Origin of the sequence: Bacillus sp. FSL W8-0920 (assembly GCF_038593215.1) — a bacterium.
Classification (GTDB): domain Bacteria; phylum Bacillota; class Bacilli; order Bacillales; family Bacillaceae; genus Bacillus; species Bacillus pumilus.
In genome coordinates this window covers 1,979,562-2,002,236 of record NZ_CP151974.1, presented here as the reverse complement: position 1 = coordinate 2,002,236, position 22,675 = coordinate 1,979,562, and the positions used below count along the sequence as shown (strand labels likewise).

The following is a 22,675-nucleotide window of genomic DNA, read 5'->3' as shown; positions in this document are numbered from 1 at the left end:
GAATATCACGGGTAAAGCTCCTTCTATAAAGAATAGGGGCATTTTCCCATGTTGGCACATAACTTGCATAGTATAAGGTGAATGCTGATAGGGGGAATGGATATGAATCAAAAACTATATGAACCGGCGCGTCATTGGAAGGACATTGAGCTTTGGAAAGATGTACCTGAGGAAAAGTGGAACGACTGGATTTGGCAGCTGACGCATACCGTGAAAACGCTTGAAGATTTAGAGAAAGTCGTAAACTTAACAGAAGAGGAAAGAGAAGGGGTGAAGATTTCCACCAAAACCATTCCACTTAACATTACACCCTACTATGCCTCATTGATGAATCCAGACGATCCAAGATGTCCAGTACGTATGCAATCTGTGCCAATTGCTGAGGAGCTTCATAAAACAAAATATGACCTGGAAGACCCGCTGCATGAAGATGAAGACTCACCTGTCCCGGGGTTAACACATCGGTACCCAGATCGTGTGCTCTTTCTTGTAACAAATCAGTGCTCCATGTATTGCCGCTATTGTACGAGAAGACGTTTTTCCGGTCAGATCGGTATGGGCGTGCCAAAAAAGCAGTTAGATGCTGCCATTGGATATATTAGAGAAACACCTGAGGTGCGGGATGTGTTAATTTCCGGCGGAGATGGGCTCTTAATCAATGATCAAGTGCTTGAATACATTTTGAAAAACTTACGAGACATTCCGCATGTTGAAATCATTCGCATAGGAACCCGCGCGCCGGTCGTCTTTCCGCAGCGCATTACAGATGAGCTGTGCGAGATTTTGAAAAAATATCATCCAGTTTGGCTGAATACCCATTTCAATACAAGCATTGAAATTACGAAAGAAGCAAAAGAAGCGTGCGAACGTCTTGTAAATGCCGGCGTGCCTGTAGGTAATCAGGCCGTCATCCTTGCAGGAATTAACGACAGTGTGCCGATTATGAAGAAGCTGATGCACGATCTCGTGATGATACGGGTCAGACCATATTATATTTATCAGTGTGACTTATCTGAGGGCATTGGCCACTTTAGAACACCAGTATCAAAAGGTCTTGAAATCATAGAAGGCTTAAGAGGGCATACGAGCGGCTATGCCGTGCCAAGCTTTGTTGTGGATGCACCAGGAGGCGGAGGAAAGATCGCCTTGCAGCCAAATTATTTATTATCGCAAAGCCCTGACAAAGTCGTCCTTCGTAACTTTGAAGGTGTCATCACCTCTTACCCTGAACCAGAGCATTACGTCGCAGGCCAGGCAGATGCGTATTTTAATGAAATTTATGAAGAGAAACAAGACCCGGCAATTGGTATTACCGCACTATTTGAGGATGAGGCGAAATCGTTTACGCCAGAGAATTTAAGCCGGATGAAACGAAGAGAAGCATATGAGACAAATCCTGAGCATGACACACTCAAAAACAAACGTGAAAAACGAGATGAATTAAAAGAGAAAAAATATCAAGCGCAGCTCAAAAAAGATCAAACTGTAAAGGAGGAGAAATAACCTTGCTGACATGTGATTGGTGTGAGGAAAACAAAGCAAACGCAGAGCAGACAACAGTCTATTGGGAACTGATCACTGGCACACAATCCATTGAAATCATCGAAACACCGTCCATTTCCTGCACGCACTGCGGTATGACATATCAAAAGGATGAGACGGTTAAAGGGATAGAAGATCAATTAATTTTAGTGGATCAGACAAAACTTCCAGAAAAAATTTCATACGAAGAATTAATGAGCATGGAGCGGTTATTAAAGCGAAATTACTTTGACTTTTCATCATAAGTTGTACCTCCGCCTATACAAGTCATCAAATTGCTGTATAATATAACAACAAAATAGAGTGTCGCGGAGGGAAAAACAGGTGAAGTCGTTTTACCATTATTTAATGAAGTACAGACATCCAAAACCGAAAGATGAAATCAGCCATTTTGCAAATGCCGCTTATGAGGATCACAGCTTCCCGAAAGCGTCCACTGATTATCATGAGCTGTGTGCCTATTTAGAATTAAATGGCGATTATTTAAGCTCAATGACAACATTTGACGAAGCGTTTGAGCAATATGAAGTAGAAGTCAAAAAAAAATAACACACAACCGCTTTTTCCAGATGGGAGAAGCGGTTTTTTGATGAGAAATAAAATGGCGTTTTGCATGGTGTGGTTGCCCATGCAGAATTCCTTGCGCCGGCATACGATACTTTAAGACCAAAAGTCGGGCAAGGGGGAGACAGAATGAAGGCGAAAGCACCAAAATATCAAGTAGGGGATATTGTCGTCGTTGTCATGTACGGCACAGTTGGAACGATTACAAAAGTCCATCAAATTGACCAGCACTATTTGTATGAGGTCAATCATAATGAGGTGCTTTATTTTGAAACATCACTTCAGCTTTACGATGAGTACGACGGGGTGATTGTGGATACAGAAAAGCTGGACATTGAATATGAGTTCCTCATTGGCGATGTTGTATATGTAAAAGATTACGGAAAAGAGCTATTTAAAATTATTGGGCATCGGACTGAAATATGGCGATACCTTGATGATGGCTGGGAAGATGTCATTTATGAACTCACGAGGCTAAAGGACGGAGAGTGGCTGGAAACAGAAGAGGAAGACTTAACGCTTGTCCTAAGGAAATATGAGATGGACCAGTTCGTTCATCAGCTTCTTTTTGTGCATTACGTCGGTGAAACCTCAAAAGAAATGGAAGAAGATATGGTGCAAACAGCTCTATTACAATTAGAAGAGAAACAAGAAAGCGAAGCATCACTAGAATTTCTCGCTGTATCTATAGTGGATGAGCTTCTTGATATTTATAATGACTATAAAATTCTCTACGAATTTTTCGAAGATCCAGAATACAAAGATATGATGGATTTTATATTGGAAAGTTTACACGAGCATTTTGGTTAAAGAAAGACTTGTCCTAACACGAATAAAAAATAAGGCACACAGAAAAAAACAATCACATAAAACCATCCCCTCAAGATACGGCCCATCACCTGATCAAACATTTCTCCATCTAATATGCTGAACCATTTCATTGCCTCAAACCCCTTTTCTTTTTGTTTACTGCATTTATATGTATGGAATGAGCCATTATGACAAACTGTAATAAAAAACAGGCGTCGTTCATACATCATAAAAAAGGAGGCGGAATGTCATGAAAGAAGCAGATTTGGTGATCGATACAGAGGAAATTGCGGAATTCTTCTACATGGAGCTGGTCAAAAGAGGGTACATACCTGCGGAGCTGGAAACGTTTGAGCTGGCTGACATTACGTTTGAATATATGCTGAAAAAAACAATGATAGTTGAAGAAGAGGCGTGGTAGGCACTATACTTTGAAGTGATTCTGAAGAGAGGGAGGAGAATCTTTCGCGTGTATATCCTATTTCTTTTAATTTTATTTGGTGCCATTGCTGCGCTCATGGTATCTGGAGTGGGTCAAGCATTGGACAACCAGATCATCTTATGGTTTGAGAGCATCAGACTCCCTTTTTTAAATGATGTCATGCTGACTTTGACGGACTTTGGCATTAGTGCGCTGCTCGTGCCCATCATGCTCATTTTTAGTGTCGCTTTATTCATGTATAAGCGCTATTACTCTATCATGATGCTTTTTCTATTATATCTCACAGAAAAGACCATCAACCATGAACTAAAGGGGCTGTTTGCTAGAGAGCGTCCGGCCTTTGATCATCTTGTCAATGAAACGTATTACAGCTTTCCGAGCGGACATTCGATGAATGCAGCCACAATCTATCCGTTTATAGCTTATCTATTAGTTGAAATGATTCCATGGCTGAAAGAAAGACAAAAAATCGTCTACTTGATCACAGGGGTCTGTGTTGTTTTGATTGGGATCAGCCGAATGTATATCGGCGTTCATTTTTTGACAGATGTTGCAGGCGGTTTTGCGATAGGACTTGCTTTATTTCTCATTTGTAAAAAGATTGACGAAAAATTGTCTGCCGTTCGACAAAAATAGAAGAAGGAAATTGACAGACCCCAGCCAATTTTATATAAAAGGGGAGGGATTTGAATGCAATTGACGTTGAGATTTTTTCAAAAGAAACCTTCAGCATTTCACTTAACCATTTATCAGACACCTGAATATGGCGCTGCAAGTGGGCATCAGCCTGTGTACCGGACAAAGATTGGCGGCAGAACACACCTGGATGTTCTGGAAAAAGCATTCTCGACATTTAATGTACATGATACAGTCCCTAGTGATTACAATGCACGGTTTATCACAACAGGTGATATTGTTGTGATTGATGATAAGAAAAAGGGAAAATGCTATTATCAGCTTTTTCCGGCAGGATGGAAACGCAGTAAACGACTGTTGACGATGAGTTAAATAGAGATTTTCGATGCCAGCTCGAGCTTTAGCTGGTATTTTCTTTTTTGGGCTCAATCGTTTATACTAAATAGGACAAAACACATAGTAAACGTAAGTGGAGGCTAAAAAAATGAGTGTACATATTGGAGCAGAAAAAGGACAAATTGCAGAAACGGTATTGCTGCCAGGCGATCCGCTTCGTGCGAAATATATTGCAGATACATATTTAGAAGATGTCAAATGCTATAACGAAGTGCGCGGAATGTATGGTTATACTGGAACCTACAAAGGAAAGCGCGTTTCTGTACAAGGAACCGGAATGGGCGTACCTTCTATTTCGATTTATGTGAATGAACTCATTCAAAGCTATGATGTTCAGAACTTAATCCGCGTTGGATCTTGCGGGGCTATTAAAAGGGATGTCAACGTACGAGATGTCATTTTAGCTCAAACATCTTCAACAGATTCACAAATGAATCGTGTGGCGTTTGGACCGATTGATTACGCACCTTGCGCTGATTTTGGACTGCTTAAGAAAGCATACGACACAGCAGAAGCAAAAAATGTCGCTGTTCGTGTCGGTAATGTATTTACAGCAGATCAATTTTACAATGAAAAACCACTTGAGCTCATGGCTCAATACGGAATTCTAGCAATTGAAATGGAGACAACCGCTCTATATTCGCTTGCAGCAAAATTTGATCGTAAAGCGTTATCCATTCTGACAGTGAGTGATCATGTTCTCACAGGAGAAGAAACAACGGCTGAAGAGCGTCAAACGACATTTGACGAAATGATCTTAATTGCGCTAGACTCCGTTTTATAATAGTATAAAGGGTGTGCTACGATGTAGCGCATCTTTATTTTTTTAGAAGAGCAAAAGGAAGGTATGTCATGAAGAAAAGCTATAAAATACTCTCAATCGCATCGATTCTTGGTTTGACAGCCGCACTATCGGGCTGCCAGTTGCTGGATCAAAAAAGCGGTACATCTGAATCGAACAAAACAAACGAACAAAAAAGCGCAGAAAATTCATCTACCCAGCAAAACTCAAACAATACAGCAGATTCATCGGATCAAGAGCTGACGTTAAAGAGTGAATATTTCAATGACATCAAAGTGGTAAGCGGGCTGAAAACCATTCAAAATCCTGCAAACGTGCTAGCACTTGTCAACAAAGAATACGCATTACCAGGAACCTATAAACCTTCTGATCTCGTTGTTCCAAAAGTAGAATTCTCTTTTTCAGAGGATATTGAAAAACGATATATTCGTAAAGAAGCAGCAGAAGCACTTGAGACATTATTCAAAGATGCGAAAAAGAAAAACTTTGAGCTGGCTGCCGTATCTGGCTATCGCTCCTATGACCGTCAAAAGGTCATTTTTGATAGTGAAGTCAAGTTAAAAGGCAAAGAAAAAGCGCAAGAAGCAGTAGCTTTACCAGGCGAAAGTGAACACCAAACAGGCCTTGCAATGGACATTTCCTCAAAAAGTGCCGGCTTTGACATCTCTGAAAAGTTTGGTGAAACACCTGATGGCAAATGGGTGGCTAAAAACGCCTATAAATATGGTTTTATCATTCGTTATCCAAAAGGAAAAGAAGACATGACAAAATATGAATATGAGCCGTGGCATCTGCGCTATGTTGGAAAAGAAGCAGCAAAAGCGATGCATGATCACGATTTAACATTTGAAGAGTACATGAATAAAGTGAAGAAAATTTAATCAAATAAAAAGGCCTCCCAGCTATTCGGGGGGCCTTCTTTATTCTTCTTTTAAAAAAAGAACAATCCTGCTAATGCGAAACCTGTAATGAAACCAAGCCCGATGCCATAAGCGGCACCCCAGCCGTAATACCCTCCGTAATAACCAAAGCCAAAGCCGCCGCGAGAACCGCCGACTGGACGAATATACACTTTGCGGTTTGTCACCCGCTCAATGCGTCCGACATGTACTCTGCCATTACGATCTGTGATTCTAGCGACTTTCCCCATATGCTGCTGACAAAGCTTTTGATAGCGCTCCATATTTTTCCTCCTTATGACAAACTCTTTTCCCTCTTATCCTATGCGAGAGACCTCATAGAGTTTGGACAAAACATATAGGAGATTCGCTCATTTTATACGGTACATTCAAATAGAATGTGGCTTAGCTGCTTTCGGTGTGCTTGAATCAGATCGTAGTGTGTTTGCATCGTTTCGTAAAGAGAAGGCGGGATATATTCAGATAATTCCATTTCTGTCGGCTCCTCTTGTACCATGTGATCATCAAATGAGAGAATTCGAACGTCATGAAATCCTGCTGCTTTTAGCTGCTCCTTCCATTCTTCAAGTGAAAAGAGTGCGTGAAACCCGTAAAAATCTCGAACGGCGGCAAGCTCCTTCGGTGTAAGGGGTGCTTTTAATACTGCTTCATTCGCAACAAGTTGACTTCCAGGGGCAAGCACGCGTTTAATCTCAGCAAGTGCCGCTGGAAGGTTGGTAAAGCTCAAAACAGATTCACTGATCAGAAGAGTGAACGCTTCATCTGGAAATGGCAGCTGTTCGATCGATGCTTGCAGTGCGTGGATCGGCAGTTCTTCTCGCTCAAATCGCAGATTAGCCTTTTCAATCATCAAAGGGTGTGTATCAATCGCCTCCACCTGATAACCGATATTGCCTAAATATGCCGCCGTTTGTCCAGTCCCGCATCCCGCATCCAGTATGCGCGCATCAGGCATCAATTTTATATGCTCAAGCATCGTTTTTGTTAACTCAATTCCGCCAGGATGGGCACTAGATACGCCAAAATAGGCAAGCATTTCTACATAATCACTCATAAAATCCCTTCTTTCCTTATCAAGTTCCTCTTTAAAGATTATGCAATGCAAGGTCAAATGGCTTATCTTTTCAAAGAGAACTTCGATCCTTTGGTTGACGGATGAAGCATCGTCCTTGATAATAATGAAAGGAGATAAAGGTGGTGTTTTTTTGAAAAAACAATTTAAGATCGTCATCGCTATTTTGGTGACAGCGGCACTGTCCTCAGCGATTACATTTGTGATCACAAAACAAGGGACTGTCAATGTCTCAGGAGATGAGAAGTTTAGTAAACTCATGGCTGCGTATACGAAAGTAAAAGATGAGTATTACGAAAAAACGGATGATCAAAAACTAGTAGATGGTGCGATTCAAGGAATGATCGCATCACTTGATGATCCATACTCTACATATATGGATCAGGAGGAAGCCGAAGGATTTAACAACACCATTTCTTCATCATTTGAAGGAATTGGTGCTCAAGTAGAAGAGAAGGATGGACAAATTTTAATTGTCGCACCGATTAAAGGCTCTCCTGCTGAAAAAGCCGGGTTGAAACCTCATGATCGTATTTTAAAGGTGGATGGAAAAAGCACAAAAGGCATGTCGGTCAATCAAGCAGTCTCTCTAATCAGAGGGAAAAAAGGAACGGATGTCAAGCTTCACCTTAACCGCCAAGGAGTGGGAAATGTTGATGTGACCATCACAAGAGACACCATTCCAGTTGAAACAGTGTATGCAAAACTCACAAAAGACAAAATAGGAGAAATCCAAATTACGTCCTTTGCTGAAACAACGTCAAAAGAGTTAGATAAAGCCATTGATGACCTCGAGAAAAAAGGGGCAAAAGGGTTTGTCATTGACCTGAGAGATAATCCAGGCGGCATTATGACAGAAGCGATTGAAATGAGTAATGACTTTATCGATAAAGGGAAAGTCATCATGCAAGTTGAAGAAAAAGGGAAGAAAGAAGAGTACAAGGCTGAAAAAGAACGCAAAGTTCATCAGCCGGCAGTTGTCCTTGTAAATGGTGGCTCAGCCAGCGCTGCAGAAATCATGGCGGCGGCTCTGCACCAATCTTCAGGTATCAAAATTATTGGTGAAAAGACATTTGGTAAAGGAACTGTTCAAAATGCGCAAAGCTATAATGATGGTTCTAGTGTCAAGTTAACCATTGCCAAGTGGCTAACGCCGGATGGTTCGTGGATTCATAAAAAAGGAATTGAACCACAGGTCAAAGCATCGCTCCCAAGTTATGCAAAGCTGCCATACTTAAGCCCGAAAAAAACGTATCAGCTGAATGACAATGGAGATGAAGTCAAAGCGGCTCAAAAAATGTTCCAAGCGCTTGACTACAAAGCAAAAGCAAATGGTGAGTACGATCAAGCCTTCCAGACGATCGTCAAAAGCTTCCAAACAGACAACGATCTGAAAGCAGACGGAATTCTGACGGGAGATACAACGACAGTACTGATGACAAAGATCCAAGATAAGCTAAAGAAAAATGATACTCAAATGAAAAAAGCCATTGAAGTCTTAAAAAAAGAAATGAAATAAAGAAAGAGCAGTCCTCATAGGGGGACTGCTCTTTTTATATTTACGCGTTGTTTCCCATCGCTTCTGTTTTGTCTTGATCTTTTTCAAATAGTTCATTCATGACAGAATTGGATGTGACCTTCTTTTGGAAGAATGGATTCAAAATCAGGATGACCACAACGTTTGCTAGTAAACCAAGAAACCCTTCATAAAGACCGAACGTGACTTGTGAGATATTGGCTGTAAAGGTGACGATGATGCCAACAACTAACCCCGCAATCGTTGCTTCTCTCGATTGTTTTTTCCAGAACAAGCTGATCGCAATGGCTGGGAAGATTTGAACCATTCCTGAAACACCAATGAGCTGAAGCGTCACAAGTGCTGTTGGGAAGAGCATTCCGAATAATAGAGCCAGTCCGATCACGATAAACACCATTGAACGAGTGATGATGGTCAACCTTTTAGGTGATACATTCGGATGAATTAAGTCACGATATAAATTATTGGCAAATAAATTCGATGCACCAATGGCCATGATCGAGCATGGAATGAGGGAAGCCAGTGCAATCGTTGAATAAGCAAGACCCTGCATCACGCCGCCATATGACGTTTGAATTAAATGAAGAAGTGCAAATCTTGGATTCGTATCTTCTGGTAAGACCAAAAAGGCAATAAATCCAAGGAAGATGACCAAAATCAATACGATGTTATAAAGAGGCAAAAACATGCTGTTTTTACGGATAGCATCTGCACTTTTTGCTGTAAATACCCCTGTTGCCGCATGTGCCCACATAAACAAAGCAAGGGCAGAAACACCTGAAGCGGTAATGAACCATAAAATGCCTTTAGGACCGCCGTCAGGAATTGTCAGAAGCTGTGGAGCTTCTTTAGCTAACGTATTCATCATCGGAGTCCAGCCGTTAAAATGAATGATTGGCAGTGAAACCACCATAAACAGCATGATGACCCAAACGAGAATATCCTTAATAATGGCTGTATATGTAGGACCTTTAATCCCGCTGAAAAATGTATAAAGTGCGACTAAAATAAATGAAATAATAACAACTGCATTCACATTAATATAACTAGTTCCAGCGACAGTTAACGTATCTTGAATCCCGCTCAGTTGAAGACAAATATAAGGAATGAGCATAAGTACTCCAATAATTGCAATTAGACTGGATAACAGCTTGCTGTCAAAGCGCTCACGTGCATAATCAGCGAGCGTTGTGAGGTTGTGATTCTTCGCAACCGTCCATAGCTTTGGTAAGAAGAAATAAGCAATAAAATACGCTAGAACTGAATAGGGAATAGCGAAAAAAGCGACACTTCCAGCTGTATAGGCTGTACTAGTGAGCCCTAAAAAGGTATAAGCTGTGTATAAATCTGCGCCAACGAGGAACCAGACGAGCAGCCCGCCAAATTTTCTCCCGCCGACAGACCATTCCTCTACTGACTGTCTGGATGATTTATCACGGCCAGCGGCAAATCCAATGACCACGACGATGAAAATGATACTTGCTGTAATCAATAAAGCTGTTAAATTTCCTTGCATTAGTCAGTTCCTCCATTTGAATGTTGCATGCGGTAAATGATGAATGTGCAGACTGGTGTGAGAACAATCCATAGTAAGAGCCAGAAGTGGAAAAAAGGCAGGCCTATCACAAATGGATGGATACGATTCGCAAAGGGCAGCAGTGCGAGCTGTCCGATGAATGGAATCGCTATAAGTAGTGCCAGTATCAATTTTTTATTCATGATTTCCTCCTGAATTTTTTGTAATTTCATAATAATAGCAGTTGTCAGATTAGATCACAAGACCATTTTCAGAAAAAACAATCATTTCGCTGAATATCATACTAATATAACGCTTTCATTCTTAAAAAGGAGAAAAAGTGGAGGTGAAAAGGGGTAAAGTGAAAAGAAAATATGCAGAAATAATATTGAAACCAAATAAAAAAACCTCAGCATGAAAGCTGAGGCCTTGCCAATTTTAAAGGAAATCAGATACTTCTTCGATGTCGAAACGATTGCTTTTATGAGCTTCTTTCGCTGCTTTACCAACTGAAATCAGCATGACTGGCTCATATCGGCCGCTTACATTGAATTCTTTGATGTAGGCGTCTTTACTGAAACCACCCATTGCGCATGTATCATAGCCCATTGCTTTTGCAGCAATCATTAATTGCATAGCAGCTAATGAAGCATTTGAATACGCAGCTTCACGTGCATACTGCTCGCTTTGGTATGCGCCATTGATTTGAGTCATCAATGTTTCTTTGATGTCTTCAGTAATGAAGCCTTGTTCTGCCAGCTCACTGTAGATTTTTTCACCATTTTGATTGGCTTCAAGATCACCTAGTACAGCAATAACAGCTGATGCTTGTGAGATTTGCTTTTGGTTGTAAGCGATTGGAAGTAACTTCGCTTTAGATTCAGCACTATGGAAGACAGTGAAATGCCAATGCTGAAGGTTCCACGCGGATGGTGCTTTTGTTGTGATATCAAGAAGCTCTGTTAACTCTTCTTTTGTCATTTCATGAGTTGTATCGTACTCTTTTACTGAAGCTCTTTGTTTTAAAATGTCAATCGTTTTTTGATCAGTCGCCATGTGGATATTTCCTCCCGTTTTTGCAAATAATATGGTACAATAACTAAAAAGTGAGAAACTTACTTATTGTAACTAGAGATATATTTTAAATTGTATACCGTTAGTTTGTCAAACAATCATGAAAAGAAAGGCTGAAATTTATGGAATTTCAATTATGTCCACACATTCAGCAAGCTTTTTTACTGCTAGGCAAAAGGTGGAACGGTCTCATTATTCATGTATTGCTTGATGGTCCAAAGCGTTTTAAAGACATGACGGACATTATCCCATCCATCAGTCAAAAAATGCTCGCAGAGCGTTTAAAGGAACTTGAGCAAGAAGGGATTATAGAGCGAACTGTATTGCCTGAGACGCCTGTGAAAGTCATTTACTGTTTAACTGAAAAAGGAAATGCGCTAAATGATGTGTTTCATGAGGTATCTAGGTGGGCAGGGGAATATACAGAATCTCATGAAAAAAAGGAACAAGCCTAGTTTCAGGTTTGCCCAAACGTTTTGACTCCTGATGAATATGCTGATCTTAGGCACATGACAAAGGAGGAGAAATGCATGTACCCTCATACTCCGTATTTCCGAGGCGGCGCCCCTGGCATTCCGCCATATGAATCCAGAGTCCCTTTATTTTTTGGTTTTGGCGCTCCTTTAGTCGGCGGACTGCTTGGCGGGTTTTTAGGAAGTGCGATTTTTAATTATCCCCGTCCATATTACCCGCCACCACCACCGCCTGTTCCACCACCTTATGGCGGAGGATATCCACCATACTATTAAGAAAAAAGAGTAAGCCTGCTTCTATATCAAAGCAGGCTTTTTATAATGGAATATCGATTTCAGAAATCCCCGGATCATCATGCTTTAAAAACATAATCTCCAAAATACCGTCCTGATACGAAGCCTTCGTTCCTTTTCTTTTGACAGCAGCAGGGAGGACGACTTTCTTCTGCGTGCCTTCCTCAGGAAAATGATCAATAAACAGCAGGTTGGCTGTATGTTTAATTTTTACTTTTTCTGTGCTCGGCCGAGCAAGCTCAATCTTAACGAACACGTGATCAGTGGTTTCGAACACTTCCACTTCGGGTTCTTTTTCTTTTTTGACGTCTGTTTCTCTCGTTTTTTGATGTTGAGAGAGTGGGTCCTGAAAAGGGAACTGAGCAGGATAATTGGATCCGAATACACTTTCCATCACTTGATTGACGTACTGCTCGACGTCTTTAGGGTCTGAATTCTTTAAGGCTTCTTTTGAAAATTGCTTTTGAAAAGGGAATAATCGGTTCCAGTCAAACATGCAAATCATCCTTTCTAAATGCCCTGAATTAGTATATGCCCATTCACTTGAGTGCGTGCTATAATATACGATAGGTTTAGAAAGGAATGGTTAGATTGAACGAACAACAGCAATCAAAAGGTGTTCTCTATACGGCAGCATCTTTTACATTATGGGGATTATTCCCGTTATATTGGAAACTGATGGAACATATTTCGTCAGGCGAAATTTTAGCGCACAGAATTTTATGGTCATTTGTTTTTATGTGCGGTATTCTTCTGTATTTAAAACAAGTCCGGCCGGCGATGCAGACAGTGAAGGGTCTCATGCTCGATGGCAAGGCACTTTTTTCATTACTATTATCTGCTATTTTAATATCGGTTAACTGGTATGTGTACATTTGGGCAGTCAACCATCATCTTATGCTAGAAGCTAGTTTAGGGTATTATATTAATCCGCTTGTCTCTGTTTTACTAGGCATCATTTTCTTGAAAGAGCGGCTCAATAAATTACAAACCATTGCGATTTTAATTGCCGCAGCTGGGGTGATTCTTTCTACGATTCAGTACGGTTCATTTCCTGTCGTGGCAATATTACTTGCCTTTAGCTTCGGTTTTTATGGATTGATTAAAAAAAGAATGAGCTTCACGAGTGCCATTGGTTTGACAATTGAAACGCTGCTTCTAGCCCCGGCAGCTCTTGTGTACTTATTGTTCTTCTTAAAAGAACCTGTGGTGACAATGAATCCTAACAGCTTCGGATCGCTTGGTCTCTTATTCTTTGCAGGGGTCTTTACTGCGGTACCGCTTCTTTTATTCTCTGAAGGGGCAAAAAGAATTCCTCTTTATCAAGTGGGTATTTTACAGTACATTGCACCAACGATTACGCTGTTTTTAGGGTTATTTGTGTATCACGAGCATTTATCTTCAGCTAAAATTGTGACGTTTCTTTGTATCTGGGTGGCGATTTTATTGTTTACGACCTCTCAATTACGCATGAAAAAAACTGCGAATTCTCATTAAGTCCTACGAGCAGTTTGCTTTTTTTTGAAGGCGGATCATGTCATAATAAGTTGTTACCAAAACTGTAGAGGTGATTACATGTCATCAGCCAATGAGCTTACAGCTGCTTATCAATCTTTATGGAAAAATCGTCAGCTTGATGTCGATGATATGTCTTCTTTACACGAGGCAATATGTGATGATTTAAGCGATGCGCGCACTCATCCGAGGGCGAGAAAATCATTTCATCAAAAATATGTACTCGCTGTAGAGAGAATATTAGAAAGTGGGCTTCGGCATGATCATCAGCTGCAGCTGATCAGCTTACATACAAAAAAGCTGCGCGAATTAATTCAAAATGAAGGAAGGAACCACTCATGAAACCAATTCAAACGGAAGATGTCACAGCACATCTTGAATCGTTTTTAAATCGTCCAGTCTTCGTTCATCTTGAAACGACCACTGGTTCTTATTCAGCTCATGTAAATGAACAAAATATGACGGTCGTTGCCTATATCCGCAATGCGAAAGTCGTCTATTCACAGGCGAAAATAAAAGGACAAGGTCCGTACCGTGTTGGAATGAAAACAGAAGATGGCTGGATTTACGCAGAAGGATTAACGGATTATGTGTTTGATGACCATGGCCGCCTGCTGTTAGCTGGGCACTTGCCAGACGGGAAACTAGCGATCTCATTACAAATTAGTGAAACACCATTTCAGGTGTAGAAGAAAGGGTGACGAGTCATGAATGAACATGTACTAGTGATGCTGCCTCACCCAGATGATGAATCGTTTGGGGTTGCAGGTCTCATTGCACAAAGTAGAAAACGCGGCATCCCAGTCACGTATGCATGCGGGACACTTGGGGAAATGGGCAGAAATATGGGCAGCCCAACATATGCTAACCGTGAAACACTTCCTGAATTAAGAAAACAGGAATTAATCAGCGCCTGCAAAGAAATGGATATCACAGACTTACGTATGCTTGGACTTCGTGATAAAACATTGGAATTTGAAGACGACGAGTATTTAGCTGATGTGATGGAAACCATCATTGATGAAGTCAAACCTACACTGATTGTGACGTTTTATCCTGGACACGGTGTACATCCTGATCATGATGCGACAGGGGAAGCGGTGATTCGCGCTCTTTATCGTAAGAAAAAAGAAGATCGTCCTGTCACATACTGCATGGCCATTACGAAAAATAGAGAAGAAGTGCTTGGAAATGCAGATATTACGATCGACATTACAGATGTAGCAGATATCAAATTAAATGCACTGAGAGCGCATAGAACGCAAACAGAAGGCATGCTGAGAGAGCTTGAACAGAAGCTGAAAAACAAAGAACCTGTCGTCCAAAAATGGTTCGATGAAGAAATTTTCTGGACGTACCAATGGAATGACTAAATAAAAAAAGCAGCTGACATTGATCAGCTGTTTTTTTGTGTCGTATTTAGTGATTGGGCGCTTGTTGAAGCAATCGTTTTTCAATCAATCTGAGACGGATAAAGAGGACAATGGCACCAGCGGCAAGTCCGGCAATGAGACCAATCCAATACCCAAATGCCCCATACGAGGTATAGGTGCCAATCAGATAGCCGGAAGGAAGGCCGATCACCCAGTATGAAACAAATGCGGCAATGAGCGTATAGTTAACATCTTTATAGCCGCGCAGCGCCCCTTGAATGGGTGCTGCAATGGCATCTGACAGCTGGAAAAAGATCGCATAAATCAAAAATTGCTGTGTCAACTGTAAAACAGCCGATTCAGCTGTGTATAAACCAGCAATCTCTGGTCTAAATAATAAAATGAGTGCTGCCGTACACAAGGAGAATAATACCGCCGTTCCAATTCCGATATAGCTATAGCTTTGCGCGTCTTTATAACGCTTGGCACCAGCTTCAAACCCAACGACAATCGTTAAAGCCATCGAGATACTGAGCGGTAAAATATATAAGATGGAAGCAAAGTTCATCGCAGCCTGGTGACTTGCAATAGTCACAGTATCAAAGTGACCCATTAATAACGTAACTGCTGCAAAGATACTCGTTTCAAAAAAAATCGCAAACCCAATAGGAAGACCGATTTTCAGTATTTGCCCCATACGGGAGATATTGATTTGAGGCAGTTTCTGAAACAAACGAAATGAGGCAAATGGTTCTGCTTTCATGACAATACAAATACTCATGATGAAAATCGCCCAATACGTCAACGCAGAAGCAAGACCAGCTCCCGCACCGCCAAGCTTTGGAAAGCCAAAATTCCCAAAAATAAATACATTGTTTAACACAAAGTTAATCGGAAGTGCTGTTAACGTGATAAACATCGTTACACGTGTTTTCCCTAATGCATCAATAAATGACCTGAGCACCGAATAACCAAACAGCGGGATGATACCAAAAGCAAGAAAACTTAAGAAATACCGCGCAATATCCTCTACGGATTGCTCAAGTCCAAGTCCCCCTAATACGTAAGGGATGCTAATTGTTCCAATTGCAATCACACAGATACTTAAAATAAAGGATAAATAAATCGCCTGAAAGACAGCCTTAGGAACATCTTTTTTATGCCCTGCGCCCATCAGCTGAGCGACAATTGGCGTAACGGCCATTAATATACCAGCAAGTCCTGTATAAACGGGTGTCCAAATACTAGAACCGATCGCAACACCCGCAAGGTCTTCTGCACTCACTTTTCCAGACATCACGGTGTCTAAAAACGTAATAAGCGAAAGACCCGCTTGAGTGATTAAAATCGGAATCAAAATGGTTAAAAATAGTGTCACCTTAGCTTGAATGCTATTTGTTTCTCTCATCATAAGTTCCTCTCTGAACAGAAATAACGAGAGGATTATATCATGCTATGTAAAAAAATCAATTCTCTGTCGGATTATTTTTCTTAGATGGCTTCGTTTTTTTAAACATTTGGGCATAAATAAAGGAAAGACTGACAACACCTAAAATGCTGCAAGCATATTGAATCACTTTCTGAATAGTCATATTAAGTCACCTCCATAACAATAGAATGCGCATAATTTGTTATTTTATGACAACGAAAAGGAGGAGGGAAAAGGTCAAATGATCAATCGTACGAATGAAGAAGTGCAATTTAAAGTGGGCATGAGAACACACTTGATGAAAATTATGAAGGATGCAAGTGACATTATCGATTCCCTTGATGAGATTGAGCAATGTCTACTTTGTGATCTCGAGTCATTACATGATGAGTTTGATGAAATGCATGCAGAGGCTTCCTCGTTTTATTTACAATCGTATATGGAAGAATTCACACCTGGATTTGCTCAATTTTCGTTAGCCATTGAGAGCTTATCAAAACAAAAGCACGGGGCACTGATTGTGATACAAAGGCGGGATGAGGTCGAGGATTTTATTCAAAGAGGGACAAATCTTCATGCGAAAATTAGTGCTTCATTAATTGAAAGCATTTTCTACCCAGGAAATCCACTTCATGATGGTGCGCTTTTAGTCAAAGAAAATACGCTCGTATCTGCGGCAAATGTGCTCCCGCTTACTTCAAAAAAAGTCAGTCCTTCTCTCGGGACAAGACACAGGGCTGCGATTGGACTCTCTGGCATGACCGATGCACTTGTTCTCGTCGTTTCAGAGGAAACGGGTAAAATGTCATTTGCGAAAGAAGGAGTCCTTTATCCGCTCACTGTAAAAGAACCTGAAATCAGAAAATAAAAAACCAATCGCTGCATTCTTCATTCGGAAGGATGCTTTTTTCATTTGAGGAGAAAAAACAGGCAATTAAGTAAAAAGTCATTTGATACAGAAAAATTTGTCATGTAGAATAGAACTATGAAACTAGCAGCGTGCTTGTTTTGACAAATTTCTAAACGTCAACTTAAAAATTCCTTAAAAAATGTTTATAAATACAGCAAACGGCCGATACAAACGATATGGCTTTGTTTTAGCATTTTGAGTTGACTGCTTTAGCCTATTTGTTATTGCCCAACGTCTACATGTCGAGTAATATAATAGAAATAAAGATAAAATAGTGCAAGAGAAGCAGAGTCGTTAAATGCTAAACTTAAAACTAGTACATAAGTCTTGTTGAATGAAATCATGAAAGGCGGAGATTTATCTATGAAGAAAAAAGTAGTAACCGGCCTCACAGTTTCAGCGATCGCTGGCTCAGCTGTGTTTGCTGCACCGGCAGAAGCACAGACGATCAAGGTGAAAAGCGGTGACTCACTTTGGAAGATTGCCGAACAGTACAATACAAGTATTTCGGAGCTTCAATCTCTTAATCAACTAAAAACGACGATGATTTTTGCAGGACAAAGCTTGAAAATTCCTGGCGCAAAAAGCAAAAAATCCAGTTCGTCAACTGGTTCAAAAGCAACGAAATCAAATGCTTCAACGACATCAAGCTACACAGTAAAGCTTGGAGATTCTTTATGGCTTATTGCGAAAAATCATAAAATGTCAGTGGCAAGCTTAAAAAGTCTAAACAGCTTAAACAGTGACTTAATTCGTCCTGGACAAAAGCTAAAGGTATCTGGAAGCACGAAGACAAGCGGGAGCCAGTCATCAAACTCCTCTTCAAATTCCAGCTCAAACAATAAGACAACGAACTCAAATAGTTCATCTTCATCAAGTACATACAAGGTCAAATTAGGGGATTCTCTTTGGAAAATTGCGAATTCGCTCAATATGTCGATTGGTGAAATCAAAACATTGAACGGATTAAAATCTGATATGATTTATCCGAATCAAGTATTGAAAGTAAAAGGGACGGCTGCATCAAAACCAAGTCAGCCGAAACCTACTAAACCAAGCAATTCAAACAGTAACCAGTCTTCAAGCGGGAAAGCAACATCTTATACTGTAAAATCAGGCGATTCTTTATGGAAAATTGCGAATCAATTTAAAGTGCAAGTTCAGTCCATCCGTACAGCCAACAGCTTAAAAAGCGATGTGCTTAGAATTGGACAAGTTCTCAAAATTAATGGTGCAGCTTCAGGCTCAACTGGGTCGAATGGTTCTACGTCTAACGGCTCGACAAAGCCGGTCAACAATAACAAACCCGATGTGCCAATGAATGCAAAAATCACGACGATGATTCAAGAAGGTAAAAAGCTGACAGGCATTCCTTACAGATGGGGCGGCAATACACCATCTGGATTTGACTGCAGCGGCTTTGTTTATTATCTCATTAACAAGGTTTCGTCTGTATCGAGATTAAGCACTGCAGGCTACTGGAGTATGATGACACCTGTGAGCACACCTCAAGTTGGCGATTTTGTTTATTTCACAACGTACAAAGCGGGTCCATCTCATATGGGACTATACCTTGGCGGAGGAGATTTCCTTCACGCAAGTGACAACGGAGTGGGGATCTCAAACTTAAGCAATCCATATTGGAAAAAAGCCTATTTAGGTGCAAAACGTTTCTTCTAAAAAAGCCGATTTTCGGCTTTTTTTGTTTGCCCATTGATCAGGTTGTCCATACTGATATTAAAAGGGGGCAATCATATGAAAAAGTCAGTGTGGTTGATCATGATGTGTCTGGTCTTTGTTGCAACAGCTTGTCATGCACCGCCGAAAAAAGAAACGACAGAAGAAACCATTGAAGTTGCAGCACCTAAGCAAGCACCAGTTACCACGTCACTCATCAATGAAAACGGGCAAAAAATAGGGAGCATCGAAGTAAGAGACTCCTCAGAAAACGGGCTGGATTTACATGTGAAAGCGAAAAATCTGCCGCCAGGTCCTCATGGCTTCCATATTCACGAAACAGGAAGATGTGAAGCGCCAGATTTTGAAACGGCAGGGGCTCACTTTAATCCAACACACCGGGAGCATGGCTTTGATAACCCAAAGGGTCATCATGCTGGAGATATGCCTAATTTAGAAGTTGGGGCAGATGGACAAATTGATGTTGTCGTGAATGTACCAGATGTGACGTTAAAGGGAGGATCGAACCAATTAATCGATCAAAAGGGGCGTAGCTTTATTATTCATGCAGAAGCAGATGATTACTTAAGCAACCCTTCTGGAAACTCAGGGAAACGCATCGCATGCGGAGCGATCACAAAAGAAATGGTAAAATAACAGATGTCTAGCCTTTATGTATTGAGTGCATAAAGGTTTTTTTAGTATACTTGGTGAGGAAAATGATCGAAGAGAGGAATTAATCATACATGTTTAACGAACAATTACTCCCAGAAGAAATTCAAGCAATGATTGAAGCAAAAGCAAAAGGACTAGAAGAAGAATTCCGTCCGCTTATTGGAACAGGCGGCTATGAATCACAGGACACGTCTATCATACAAGATGCGATGATTGCACTAGCACTCGGCAAAAACGTTCTTTTAAAAGGGCCGACTGGTTCAGGTAAAACAAAATTAGCAGAAACTTTATCTGCTTTCTTTCAGCAGCCGATGCACAGTGTGAACTGCTCGGTTGATCTTGATGCAGAAAGCTTGATTGGCTATAAAACCATTCACAATGATGGTCAAGTTGCTTCTATTGAATTTATTGAAGGACCTGTAACGAAAGCAATGAAAAAAGGCCATCTTTTATATATTGATGAAATCAACATGGCAAAGCCAGAAACCCTGCCTATTTTAAACGGTGTACTCGACTACAGAAAAATGATGACAAATCCATTTACAGGAGAGGTCGTTCGAGCAGATGAAGGCTTTGGCGTGATAGCGGCAATCAACGAAGGTTATGTCGGCACAGTGCCTTTAAATGAAGCGTTAAAAAACCGTTTTGTTGTCATTGACGTTCCATATATCGGCGGCGGCATCTTAAAGGATGTACTGCAATCTCAATCTGTATTAAAGGATGAACGTTTAATCGATCAATTCGTGCAGCTCTCATCAGACCTCATTACACAGGCACACAACGGGCAGGTGAGTGAAGAAGCAGCATCCATTCGCGCCCTTCTAGACACATGTGATCTTGCGCAATACATCCCGCCGCTTCGTGCAGTTGAACGAGGGATTGTTGAAAAGCTAGAAGATGACCGGGAAAAAGCAGCGGTAAGAAATATTGCCCAAACATTATTCGAGTGAGGTTCTGAGTTTTGAAATTCATCAAATTTAATGACAGCAGAATCGATTCATTTTTATTTATGGAATTAACGGATTTAGCCAAAACGTTAGCAAAAAGTGATGATGTCGAGCTTGAATACGGAGTGCAGTCCTACTATGATCCTTTTGAAAAGAAAATTTTCATCAGCCATTTTTGGGATGACCGTAAACAGGAAGACATGACAGCCGGACTGAAAAGTGATGTATTCCTCCGTGCAGTAGGAACCGTTTATAGTGATCTGACTGTCTTTCAGGAAATCATTCGCTATGCTCATACAATGTCCATTCCTGACCTGTGTAAACAATTGTTTATGCTCTTTGAAGATATCCGGATTGAAGAGCGGATTAAACGTGACCGCCCAGGAACAAAAAAGGTATTTAAACGAAGAAGAGAGCTATACCGGCGTCATTTTAAGACGCAATTAACGATTAACCAAGAGCGGAGCATTTTAACGGATGCACTCTATTGTGCAATGTATGTGAAGCTGACAGCGGATTCACCGCTAGAAGAAATTCCGCCTCTTCACGAGCGGATCAACCCAATGATTCCATTTATTGAATCAAGTCTTGAGCGTGTATATGAAGCGCGTTCAACCGGAGATATCGCAGTCATCGTCAAAGAATTAATGGAAGGCTTTGATGAGCTTCTTGATAAAGATATGCTGAATACGTACTTTTTCTTCCCGGAATTGGACTATGAAAAAGCGGCAAAAGAACCGCTGTTTCATGACTTAAAAAGAAAACCTAAATTAAGCGAGGACATCAAAGTTGACCGGGAAAAAGAGGGCGATGAAGACATCCACCAAGAGTATATGGAAGTGTGGCATCGAGAAACAGAAGCGCCGTCAAAAAGCTTCCTTCAATTTGATTTAGAGCACGGCGGGAAAAGTGATCTCGGGAAGGATGCAGCAAGAGAAGGCGATGACGGAGATCAAGCACTTGGCACTGTCCAAGGCTCTGCCAAGCAGACTCACCGAAAAGATTATTCAAAGCTTGAGGCGCTGGAAGAGGCTGAAGGCGAGGAAAGCGGAGCGGATGCTCATGAGAATGGAAAAGAGAACAAATATGCGTTTCCAGTCATGATTTCACCAGATCCTCCCGCGCCAGAACAAATCAATGTATACAAGCAGCACGCCAAGGAGATTGAGCCTTATCAGAAACGGTTAAAACAGATGATTCAAAAAACGCTCGAACATAAAAAAACATGGCCAAAAACGGATCTTCATGCAGGACGTCTGAGTAAAAAGCTCATTCGTTATTTTACAGAGTCGAATCCGCGTCTTTTCTATAAAAAACAGGCACCTTCTTCGGAGATTGATGCTGTTTTCACTTTATTAGTGGATTGTTCTGCCAGCATGTTTGACAAGATGGACGAGACGAAAAAAGGCATTGTTCTATTCCATGAAGCCTTAAAGTCCGTTCAAGTCCCGCATCAAATTGTGGGGTTTTGGGAAGATACAAACGACGCATCAGAAACAAGTCAGCCGAACTATTTCAACACAGTCGTGTCGTTCAAAGATTCTTTATTTGATGCAGGTCCTTCCATTATGTCTCTTGAGCCAGAAGAGGATAACCGGGACGGGTATGCGATTCGCCAAATGACAAAAATGATATTAAAACGAAGAGAAGAGCAAAAGTTTCTCATTGTTTTTTCCGACGGAGAGCCAGCTGCATTCAGCTACGAACAAAATGGGATCGTCGATACACATGAAGCAGTTCTTGAGGCGAGGAAAAAAGGCATTGAAGTAATCAATGTGTTTTTATCCAATTCACCGATCGAAGAAGCACAGATGAAAACCATTCAAGATATGTATGGCAAGTTCAGCATTTTTGTACCAGATGTCGATACATTGCCAGATGTTTTATATCCGTTACTGAAGAAATTACTGCATAAAAGCATTGGGGCATAAGGTTTTGCCCCTTTCTTCAAAATATTTTTCGGAATGATTTAAATTTTTTGTTTTTCTGTGAATTTTTTATCTTTAATTGAACAAAGAATGTAGAAAGTAATCCGAAACAGTGGTAGAATATTATTGGAAGCGTTTTATTA

General features: G+C 40.8%; 29 protein-coding genes. 21 read left to right on the top strand and 8 right to left on the bottom strand.

Annotation, left to right across the window (positions count from 1 at the left end; translation table 11 throughout):
• Nucleotides 1-102 precede the first annotated feature (102 nt).
• From ablA to NSS78_RS09860, 9 genes are all read left to right on the top strand, one after another.
• Nucleotides 103-1,503 (top strand): lysine 2,3-aminomutase, encoded by a 1,401-nt coding sequence (gene ablA, locus NSS78_RS09900; RefSeq protein ID WP_003215473.1) that lies wholly within the window; start codon nt 103-105, stop codon nt 1,501-1,503.
• Nucleotides 1,504-1,505: 2 nt separating this feature from the next.
• The gene (locus NSS78_RS09895; protein WP_050943908.1) at nt 1,506-1,787 is read left to right on the top strand and encodes a YokU family protein; all 282 of its coding nucleotides are present in this window, start codon (nt 1,506-1,508) and stop codon (nt 1,785-1,787) included.
• A gap of 79 nt (nt 1,788-1,866) precedes the next feature.
• Entirely contained in the window at nt 1,867-2,091 is a 225-nt protein-coding gene (locus NSS78_RS09890; RefSeq protein WP_003215834.1) for a YozE family protein, read from the top strand.
• 144 nt (nt 2,092-2,235) lie between these two features.
• Nucleotides 2,236-2,916 (top strand): hypothetical protein, encoded by a 681-nt coding sequence (locus tag NSS78_RS09885; RefSeq protein ID WP_012010279.1) that lies wholly within the window; start codon nt 2,236-2,238, stop codon nt 2,914-2,916.
• A 250-nt stretch (nt 2,917-3,166) separates the two neighbouring features.
• Complete coding sequence (locus tag NSS78_RS09880) at nt 3,167-3,337, top strand: YozD family protein (RefSeq protein ID WP_003216084.1); 171 nt, start codon at nt 3,167-3,169, stop codon at nt 3,335-3,337.
• 48 nt (nt 3,338-3,385) lie between these two features.
• Entirely contained in the window at nt 3,386-3,994 is a 609-nt protein-coding gene (locus NSS78_RS09875; RefSeq protein WP_212045994.1) for a phosphatase PAP2 family protein, read from the top strand.
• 54 nt (nt 3,995-4,048) lie between these two features.
• Nucleotides 4,049-4,366 carry a hypothetical protein gene (locus NSS78_RS09870; RefSeq protein ID WP_050943910.1) on the top strand — a complete coding sequence of 106 codons (318 nt, stop codon included), beginning with the start codon at nt 4,049-4,051 and terminating at the stop codon, nt 4,364-4,366.
• Nucleotides 4,367-4,478: 112 nt separating this feature from the next.
• Complete coding sequence (deoD, locus tag NSS78_RS09865) at nt 4,479-5,174, top strand: purine-nucleoside phosphorylase (RefSeq protein ID WP_309217872.1); 696 nt, start codon at nt 4,479-4,481, stop codon at nt 5,172-5,174.
• Between the two features lie 68 nt (nt 5,175-5,242).
• A complete protein-coding gene (locus NSS78_RS09860) occupies nt 5,243-6,073 on the top strand; it encodes a M15 family metallopeptidase (RefSeq protein WP_003216072.1) in 831 nt (276 codons plus the stop codon).
• A 50-nt stretch (nt 6,074-6,123) separates the two neighbouring features.
• On the opposite strand, the gene NSS78_RS09855 is transcribed toward NSS78_RS09860, so the two are convergent.
• Nucleotides 6,124-6,375 (bottom strand): hypothetical protein, encoded by a 252-nt coding sequence (locus tag NSS78_RS09855; protein ID WP_003216113.1) that lies wholly within the window; start codon nt 6,373-6,375, stop codon nt 6,124-6,126.
• Between the two features lie 92 nt (nt 6,376-6,467).
• Complete coding sequence (locus NSS78_RS09850; protein ID WP_212045996.1) at nt 6,468-7,166, bottom strand: class I SAM-dependent methyltransferase; 699 nt, start codon at nt 7,164-7,166, stop codon at nt 6,468-6,470.
• 151 nt (nt 7,167-7,317) lie between these two features.
• Here NSS78_RS09850 and NSS78_RS09845 point away from each other — a divergent pair, with 151 nt between their 5' ends.
• Nucleotides 7,318-8,703, top strand: coding sequence for a S41 family peptidase (locus NSS78_RS09845; RefSeq protein ID WP_137055085.1), 1,386 nt, complete (start codon nt 7,318-7,320; stop codon nt 8,701-8,703).
• 40 nt (nt 8,704-8,743) lie between these two features.
• On the opposite strand, the gene NSS78_RS09840 is transcribed toward NSS78_RS09845, so the two are convergent.
• From NSS78_RS09840 to NSS78_RS09830, 3 genes are all read right to left on the bottom strand, one after another.
• A complete protein-coding gene (locus NSS78_RS09840; RefSeq protein ID WP_050943914.1) occupies nt 8,744-10,237 on the bottom strand; it encodes a sodium:solute symporter in 1,494 nt (497 codons plus the stop codon).
• A complete protein-coding gene (locus NSS78_RS09835) occupies nt 10,237-10,440 on the bottom strand; it encodes a DUF3311 domain-containing protein (RefSeq protein WP_003215965.1) in 204 nt (67 codons plus the stop codon). Before NSS78_RS09835 ends, NSS78_RS09840 begins: the two co-directional genes overlap by 1 nt.
• Nucleotides 10,441-10,675: 235 nt before the next feature.
• Entirely contained in the window at nt 10,676-11,293 is a 618-nt protein-coding gene (locus tag NSS78_RS09830) for a nitroreductase family protein (protein WP_003215532.1), read from the bottom strand.
• A 140-nt stretch (nt 11,294-11,433) separates the two neighbouring features.
• On the opposite strand from NSS78_RS09830, the gene NSS78_RS09825 reads away from it, so the two are divergent.
• Nucleotides 11,434-11,766 carry a winged helix-turn-helix transcriptional regulator gene (locus NSS78_RS09825; RefSeq protein WP_003215692.1) on the top strand — a complete coding sequence of 111 codons (333 nt, stop codon included), beginning with the start codon at nt 11,434-11,436 and terminating at the stop codon, nt 11,764-11,766.
• Between the two features lie 75 nt (nt 11,767-11,841).
• Complete coding sequence (locus NSS78_RS09820) at nt 11,842-12,060, top strand: hypothetical protein (RefSeq protein WP_003215921.1); 219 nt, start codon at nt 11,842-11,844, stop codon at nt 12,058-12,060.
• Between the two features lie 40 nt (nt 12,061-12,100).
• On the opposite strand, the gene NSS78_RS09815 is transcribed toward NSS78_RS09820, so the two are convergent.
• Nucleotides 12,101-12,574: a hypothetical protein gene (locus NSS78_RS09815; protein ID WP_003216069.1), complete on the bottom strand. Its 474-nt coding sequence runs from the start codon at nt 12,572-12,574 to the stop codon at nt 12,101-12,103.
• An 86-nt stretch (nt 12,575-12,660) separates the two neighbouring features.
• Here NSS78_RS09815 and rarD point away from each other — a divergent pair, with 86 nt between their 5' ends.
• From rarD to bshB2, 4 genes are all read left to right on the top strand, one after another.
• On the top strand, nt 12,661-13,575 hold the full coding sequence (rarD, locus tag NSS78_RS09810; RefSeq protein ID WP_049754910.1) for an EamA family transporter RarD: 915 nt from the start codon (nt 12,661-12,663) through the stop codon (nt 13,573-13,575).
• Nucleotides 13,576-13,653: 78 nt separating this feature from the next.
• Complete coding sequence (locus tag NSS78_RS09805; RefSeq protein ID WP_003215525.1) at nt 13,654-13,935, top strand: hypothetical protein; 282 nt, start codon at nt 13,654-13,656, stop codon at nt 13,933-13,935.
• Complete coding sequence (locus NSS78_RS09800) at nt 13,932-14,282, top strand: YojF family protein (RefSeq protein ID WP_050943916.1); 351 nt, start codon at nt 13,932-13,934, stop codon at nt 14,280-14,282. The genes NSS78_RS09805 and NSS78_RS09800 overlap by 4 nt, the downstream gene beginning before the upstream one ends.
• Before the next feature lie 18 nt (nt 14,283-14,300).
• Entirely contained in the window at nt 14,301-14,966 is a 666-nt protein-coding gene (gene bshB2 / locus NSS78_RS09795; RefSeq protein ID WP_050943917.1) for a bacillithiol biosynthesis deacetylase BshB2, read from the top strand.
• A 46-nt stretch (nt 14,967-15,012) separates the two neighbouring features.
• On the opposite strand, the gene NSS78_RS09790 is transcribed toward bshB2, so the two are convergent.
• Both NSS78_RS09790 and NSS78_RS09785 read right to left on the bottom strand, forming a co-directional pair.
• Entirely contained in the window at nt 15,013-16,374 is a 1,362-nt protein-coding gene (locus NSS78_RS09790) for an MATE family efflux transporter (RefSeq protein WP_327839374.1), read from the bottom strand.
• Between the two features lie 58 nt (nt 16,375-16,432).
• Nucleotides 16,433-16,558 carry a hypothetical protein gene (locus NSS78_RS09785; RefSeq protein WP_003215647.1) on the bottom strand — a complete coding sequence of 42 codons (126 nt, stop codon included), beginning with the start codon at nt 16,556-16,558 and terminating at the stop codon, nt 16,433-16,435.
• 78 nt (nt 16,559-16,636) lie between these two features.
• Here NSS78_RS09785 and cdaS point away from each other — a divergent pair, with 78 nt between their 5' ends.
• The 5 genes from cdaS to NSS78_RS09760 all read left to right on the top strand — a co-directional run bounded on the left by cdaS (nt 16,637) and on the right by NSS78_RS09760 (nt 22,535).
• Nucleotides 16,637-17,263: a sporulation-specific diadenylate cyclase CdaS gene (cdaS, locus tag NSS78_RS09780; protein WP_268458260.1), complete on the top strand. Its 627-nt coding sequence runs from the start codon at nt 16,637-16,639 to the stop codon at nt 17,261-17,263.
• A 405-nt stretch (nt 17,264-17,668) separates the two neighbouring features.
• Nucleotides 17,669-18,985: a peptidoglycan endopeptidase gene (locus tag NSS78_RS09775; RefSeq protein ID WP_050943919.1), complete on the top strand. Its 1,317-nt coding sequence runs from the start codon at nt 17,669-17,671 to the stop codon at nt 18,983-18,985.
• 75 nt (nt 18,986-19,060) lie between these two features.
• Nucleotides 19,061-19,639 (top strand): superoxide dismutase family protein, encoded by a 579-nt coding sequence (locus NSS78_RS09770; RefSeq protein WP_309217866.1) that lies wholly within the window; start codon nt 19,061-19,063, stop codon nt 19,637-19,639.
• Between the two features lie 89 nt (nt 19,640-19,728).
• Nucleotides 19,729-20,607: a MoxR family ATPase gene (locus NSS78_RS09765; protein WP_050943921.1), complete on the top strand. Its 879-nt coding sequence runs from the start codon at nt 19,729-19,731 to the stop codon at nt 20,605-20,607.
• A gap of 11 nt (nt 20,608-20,618) precedes the next feature.
• Nucleotides 20,619-22,535: a VWA domain-containing protein gene (locus tag NSS78_RS09760; protein ID WP_050943922.1), complete on the top strand. Its 1,917-nt coding sequence runs from the start codon at nt 20,619-20,621 to the stop codon at nt 22,533-22,535.
• The last annotated feature ends 140 nt before the right edge of the window (nt 22,536-22,675 follow it).

Bases quoted from the DNA above. Each gene is read 5' to 3' on its own strand.
- NSS78_RS09785 (WP_003215647.1), bottom strand. From the start codon at position 16,558: ATGACTATTCAGAAAGTGATTCAATATGCTTGCAGCATTTTAGGTGTT.
- NSS78_RS09830 (WP_003215532.1), bottom strand. From the start codon at position 11,293: ATGGCGACTGATCAAAAAACGATTGACATTTTAAAACAAAGAGCTTCA.
- NSS78_RS09800 (WP_050943916.1), top strand. From the start codon at position 13,932: ATGAAACCAATTCAAACGGAAGATGTCACAGCACATCTTGAATCGTTT.
- cdaS (WP_268458260.1), top strand. From the start codon at position 16,637: ATGATCAATCGTACGAATGAAGAAGTGCAATTTAAAGTGGGCATGAGA.
- NSS78_RS09880 (WP_003216084.1), top strand. From the start codon at position 3,167: ATGAAAGAAGCAGATTTGGTGATCGATACAGAGGAAATTGCGGAATTC.
- NSS78_RS09815 (WP_003216069.1), bottom strand. From the start codon at position 12,574: ATGTTTGACTGGAACCGATTATTCCCTTTTCAAAAGCAATTTTCAAAA.
- NSS78_RS09790 (WP_327839374.1), bottom strand. From the start codon at position 16,374: ATGAGAGAAACAAATAGCATTCAAGCTAAGGTGACACTATTTTTAACC.
- NSS78_RS09855 (WP_003216113.1), bottom strand. From the start codon at position 6,375: ATGGAGCGCTATCAAAAGCTTTGTCAGCAGCATATGGGGAAAGTCGCT.
- deoD (WP_309217872.1), top strand. From the start codon at position 4,479: ATGAGTGTACATATTGGAGCAGAAAAAGGACAAATTGCAGAAACGGTA.
- NSS78_RS09805 (WP_003215525.1), top strand. From the start codon at position 13,654: ATGTCATCAGCCAATGAGCTTACAGCTGCTTATCAATCTTTATGGAAA.
- bshB2 (WP_050943917.1), top strand. From the start codon at position 14,301: ATGAATGAACATGTACTAGTGATGCTGCCTCACCCAGATGATGAATCG.
- NSS78_RS09840 (WP_050943914.1), bottom strand. From the start codon at position 10,237: ATGCAAGGAAATTTAACAGCTTTATTGATTACAGCAAGTATCATTTTC.
- NSS78_RS09860 (WP_003216072.1), top strand. From the start codon at position 5,243: ATGAAGAAAAGCTATAAAATACTCTCAATCGCATCGATTCTTGGTTTG.
- ablA (WP_003215473.1), top strand. From the start codon at position 103: ATGAATCAAAAACTATATGAACCGGCGCGTCATTGGAAGGACATTGAG.
- NSS78_RS09850 (WP_212045996.1), bottom strand. From the start codon at position 7,166: ATGAGTGATTATGTAGAAATGCTTGCCTATTTTGGCGTATCTAGTGCC.
- NSS78_RS09885 (WP_012010279.1), top strand. From the start codon at position 2,236: ATGAAGGCGAAAGCACCAAAATATCAAGTAGGGGATATTGTCGTCGTT.
- NSS78_RS09870 (WP_050943910.1), top strand. From the start codon at position 4,049: ATGCAATTGACGTTGAGATTTTTTCAAAAGAAACCTTCAGCATTTCAC.
- NSS78_RS09775 (WP_050943919.1), top strand. From the start codon at position 17,669: ATGAAGAAAAAAGTAGTAACCGGCCTCACAGTTTCAGCGATCGCTGGC.
- NSS78_RS09765 (WP_050943921.1), top strand. From the start codon at position 19,729: ATGTTTAACGAACAATTACTCCCAGAAGAAATTCAAGCAATGATTGAA.
- NSS78_RS09770 (WP_309217866.1), top strand. From the start codon at position 19,061: ATGAAAAAGTCAGTGTGGTTGATCATGATGTGTCTGGTCTTTGTTGCA.
- NSS78_RS09820 (WP_003215921.1), top strand. From the start codon at position 11,842: ATGTACCCTCATACTCCGTATTTCCGAGGCGGCGCCCCTGGCATTCCG.
- NSS78_RS09835 (WP_003215965.1), bottom strand. From the start codon at position 10,440: ATGAATAAAAAATTGATACTGGCACTACTTATAGCGATTCCATTCATC.
- NSS78_RS09825 (WP_003215692.1), top strand. From the start codon at position 11,434: ATGGAATTTCAATTATGTCCACACATTCAGCAAGCTTTTTTACTGCTA.
- rarD (WP_049754910.1), top strand. From the start codon at position 12,661: ATGGTTAGATTGAACGAACAACAGCAATCAAAAGGTGTTCTCTATACG.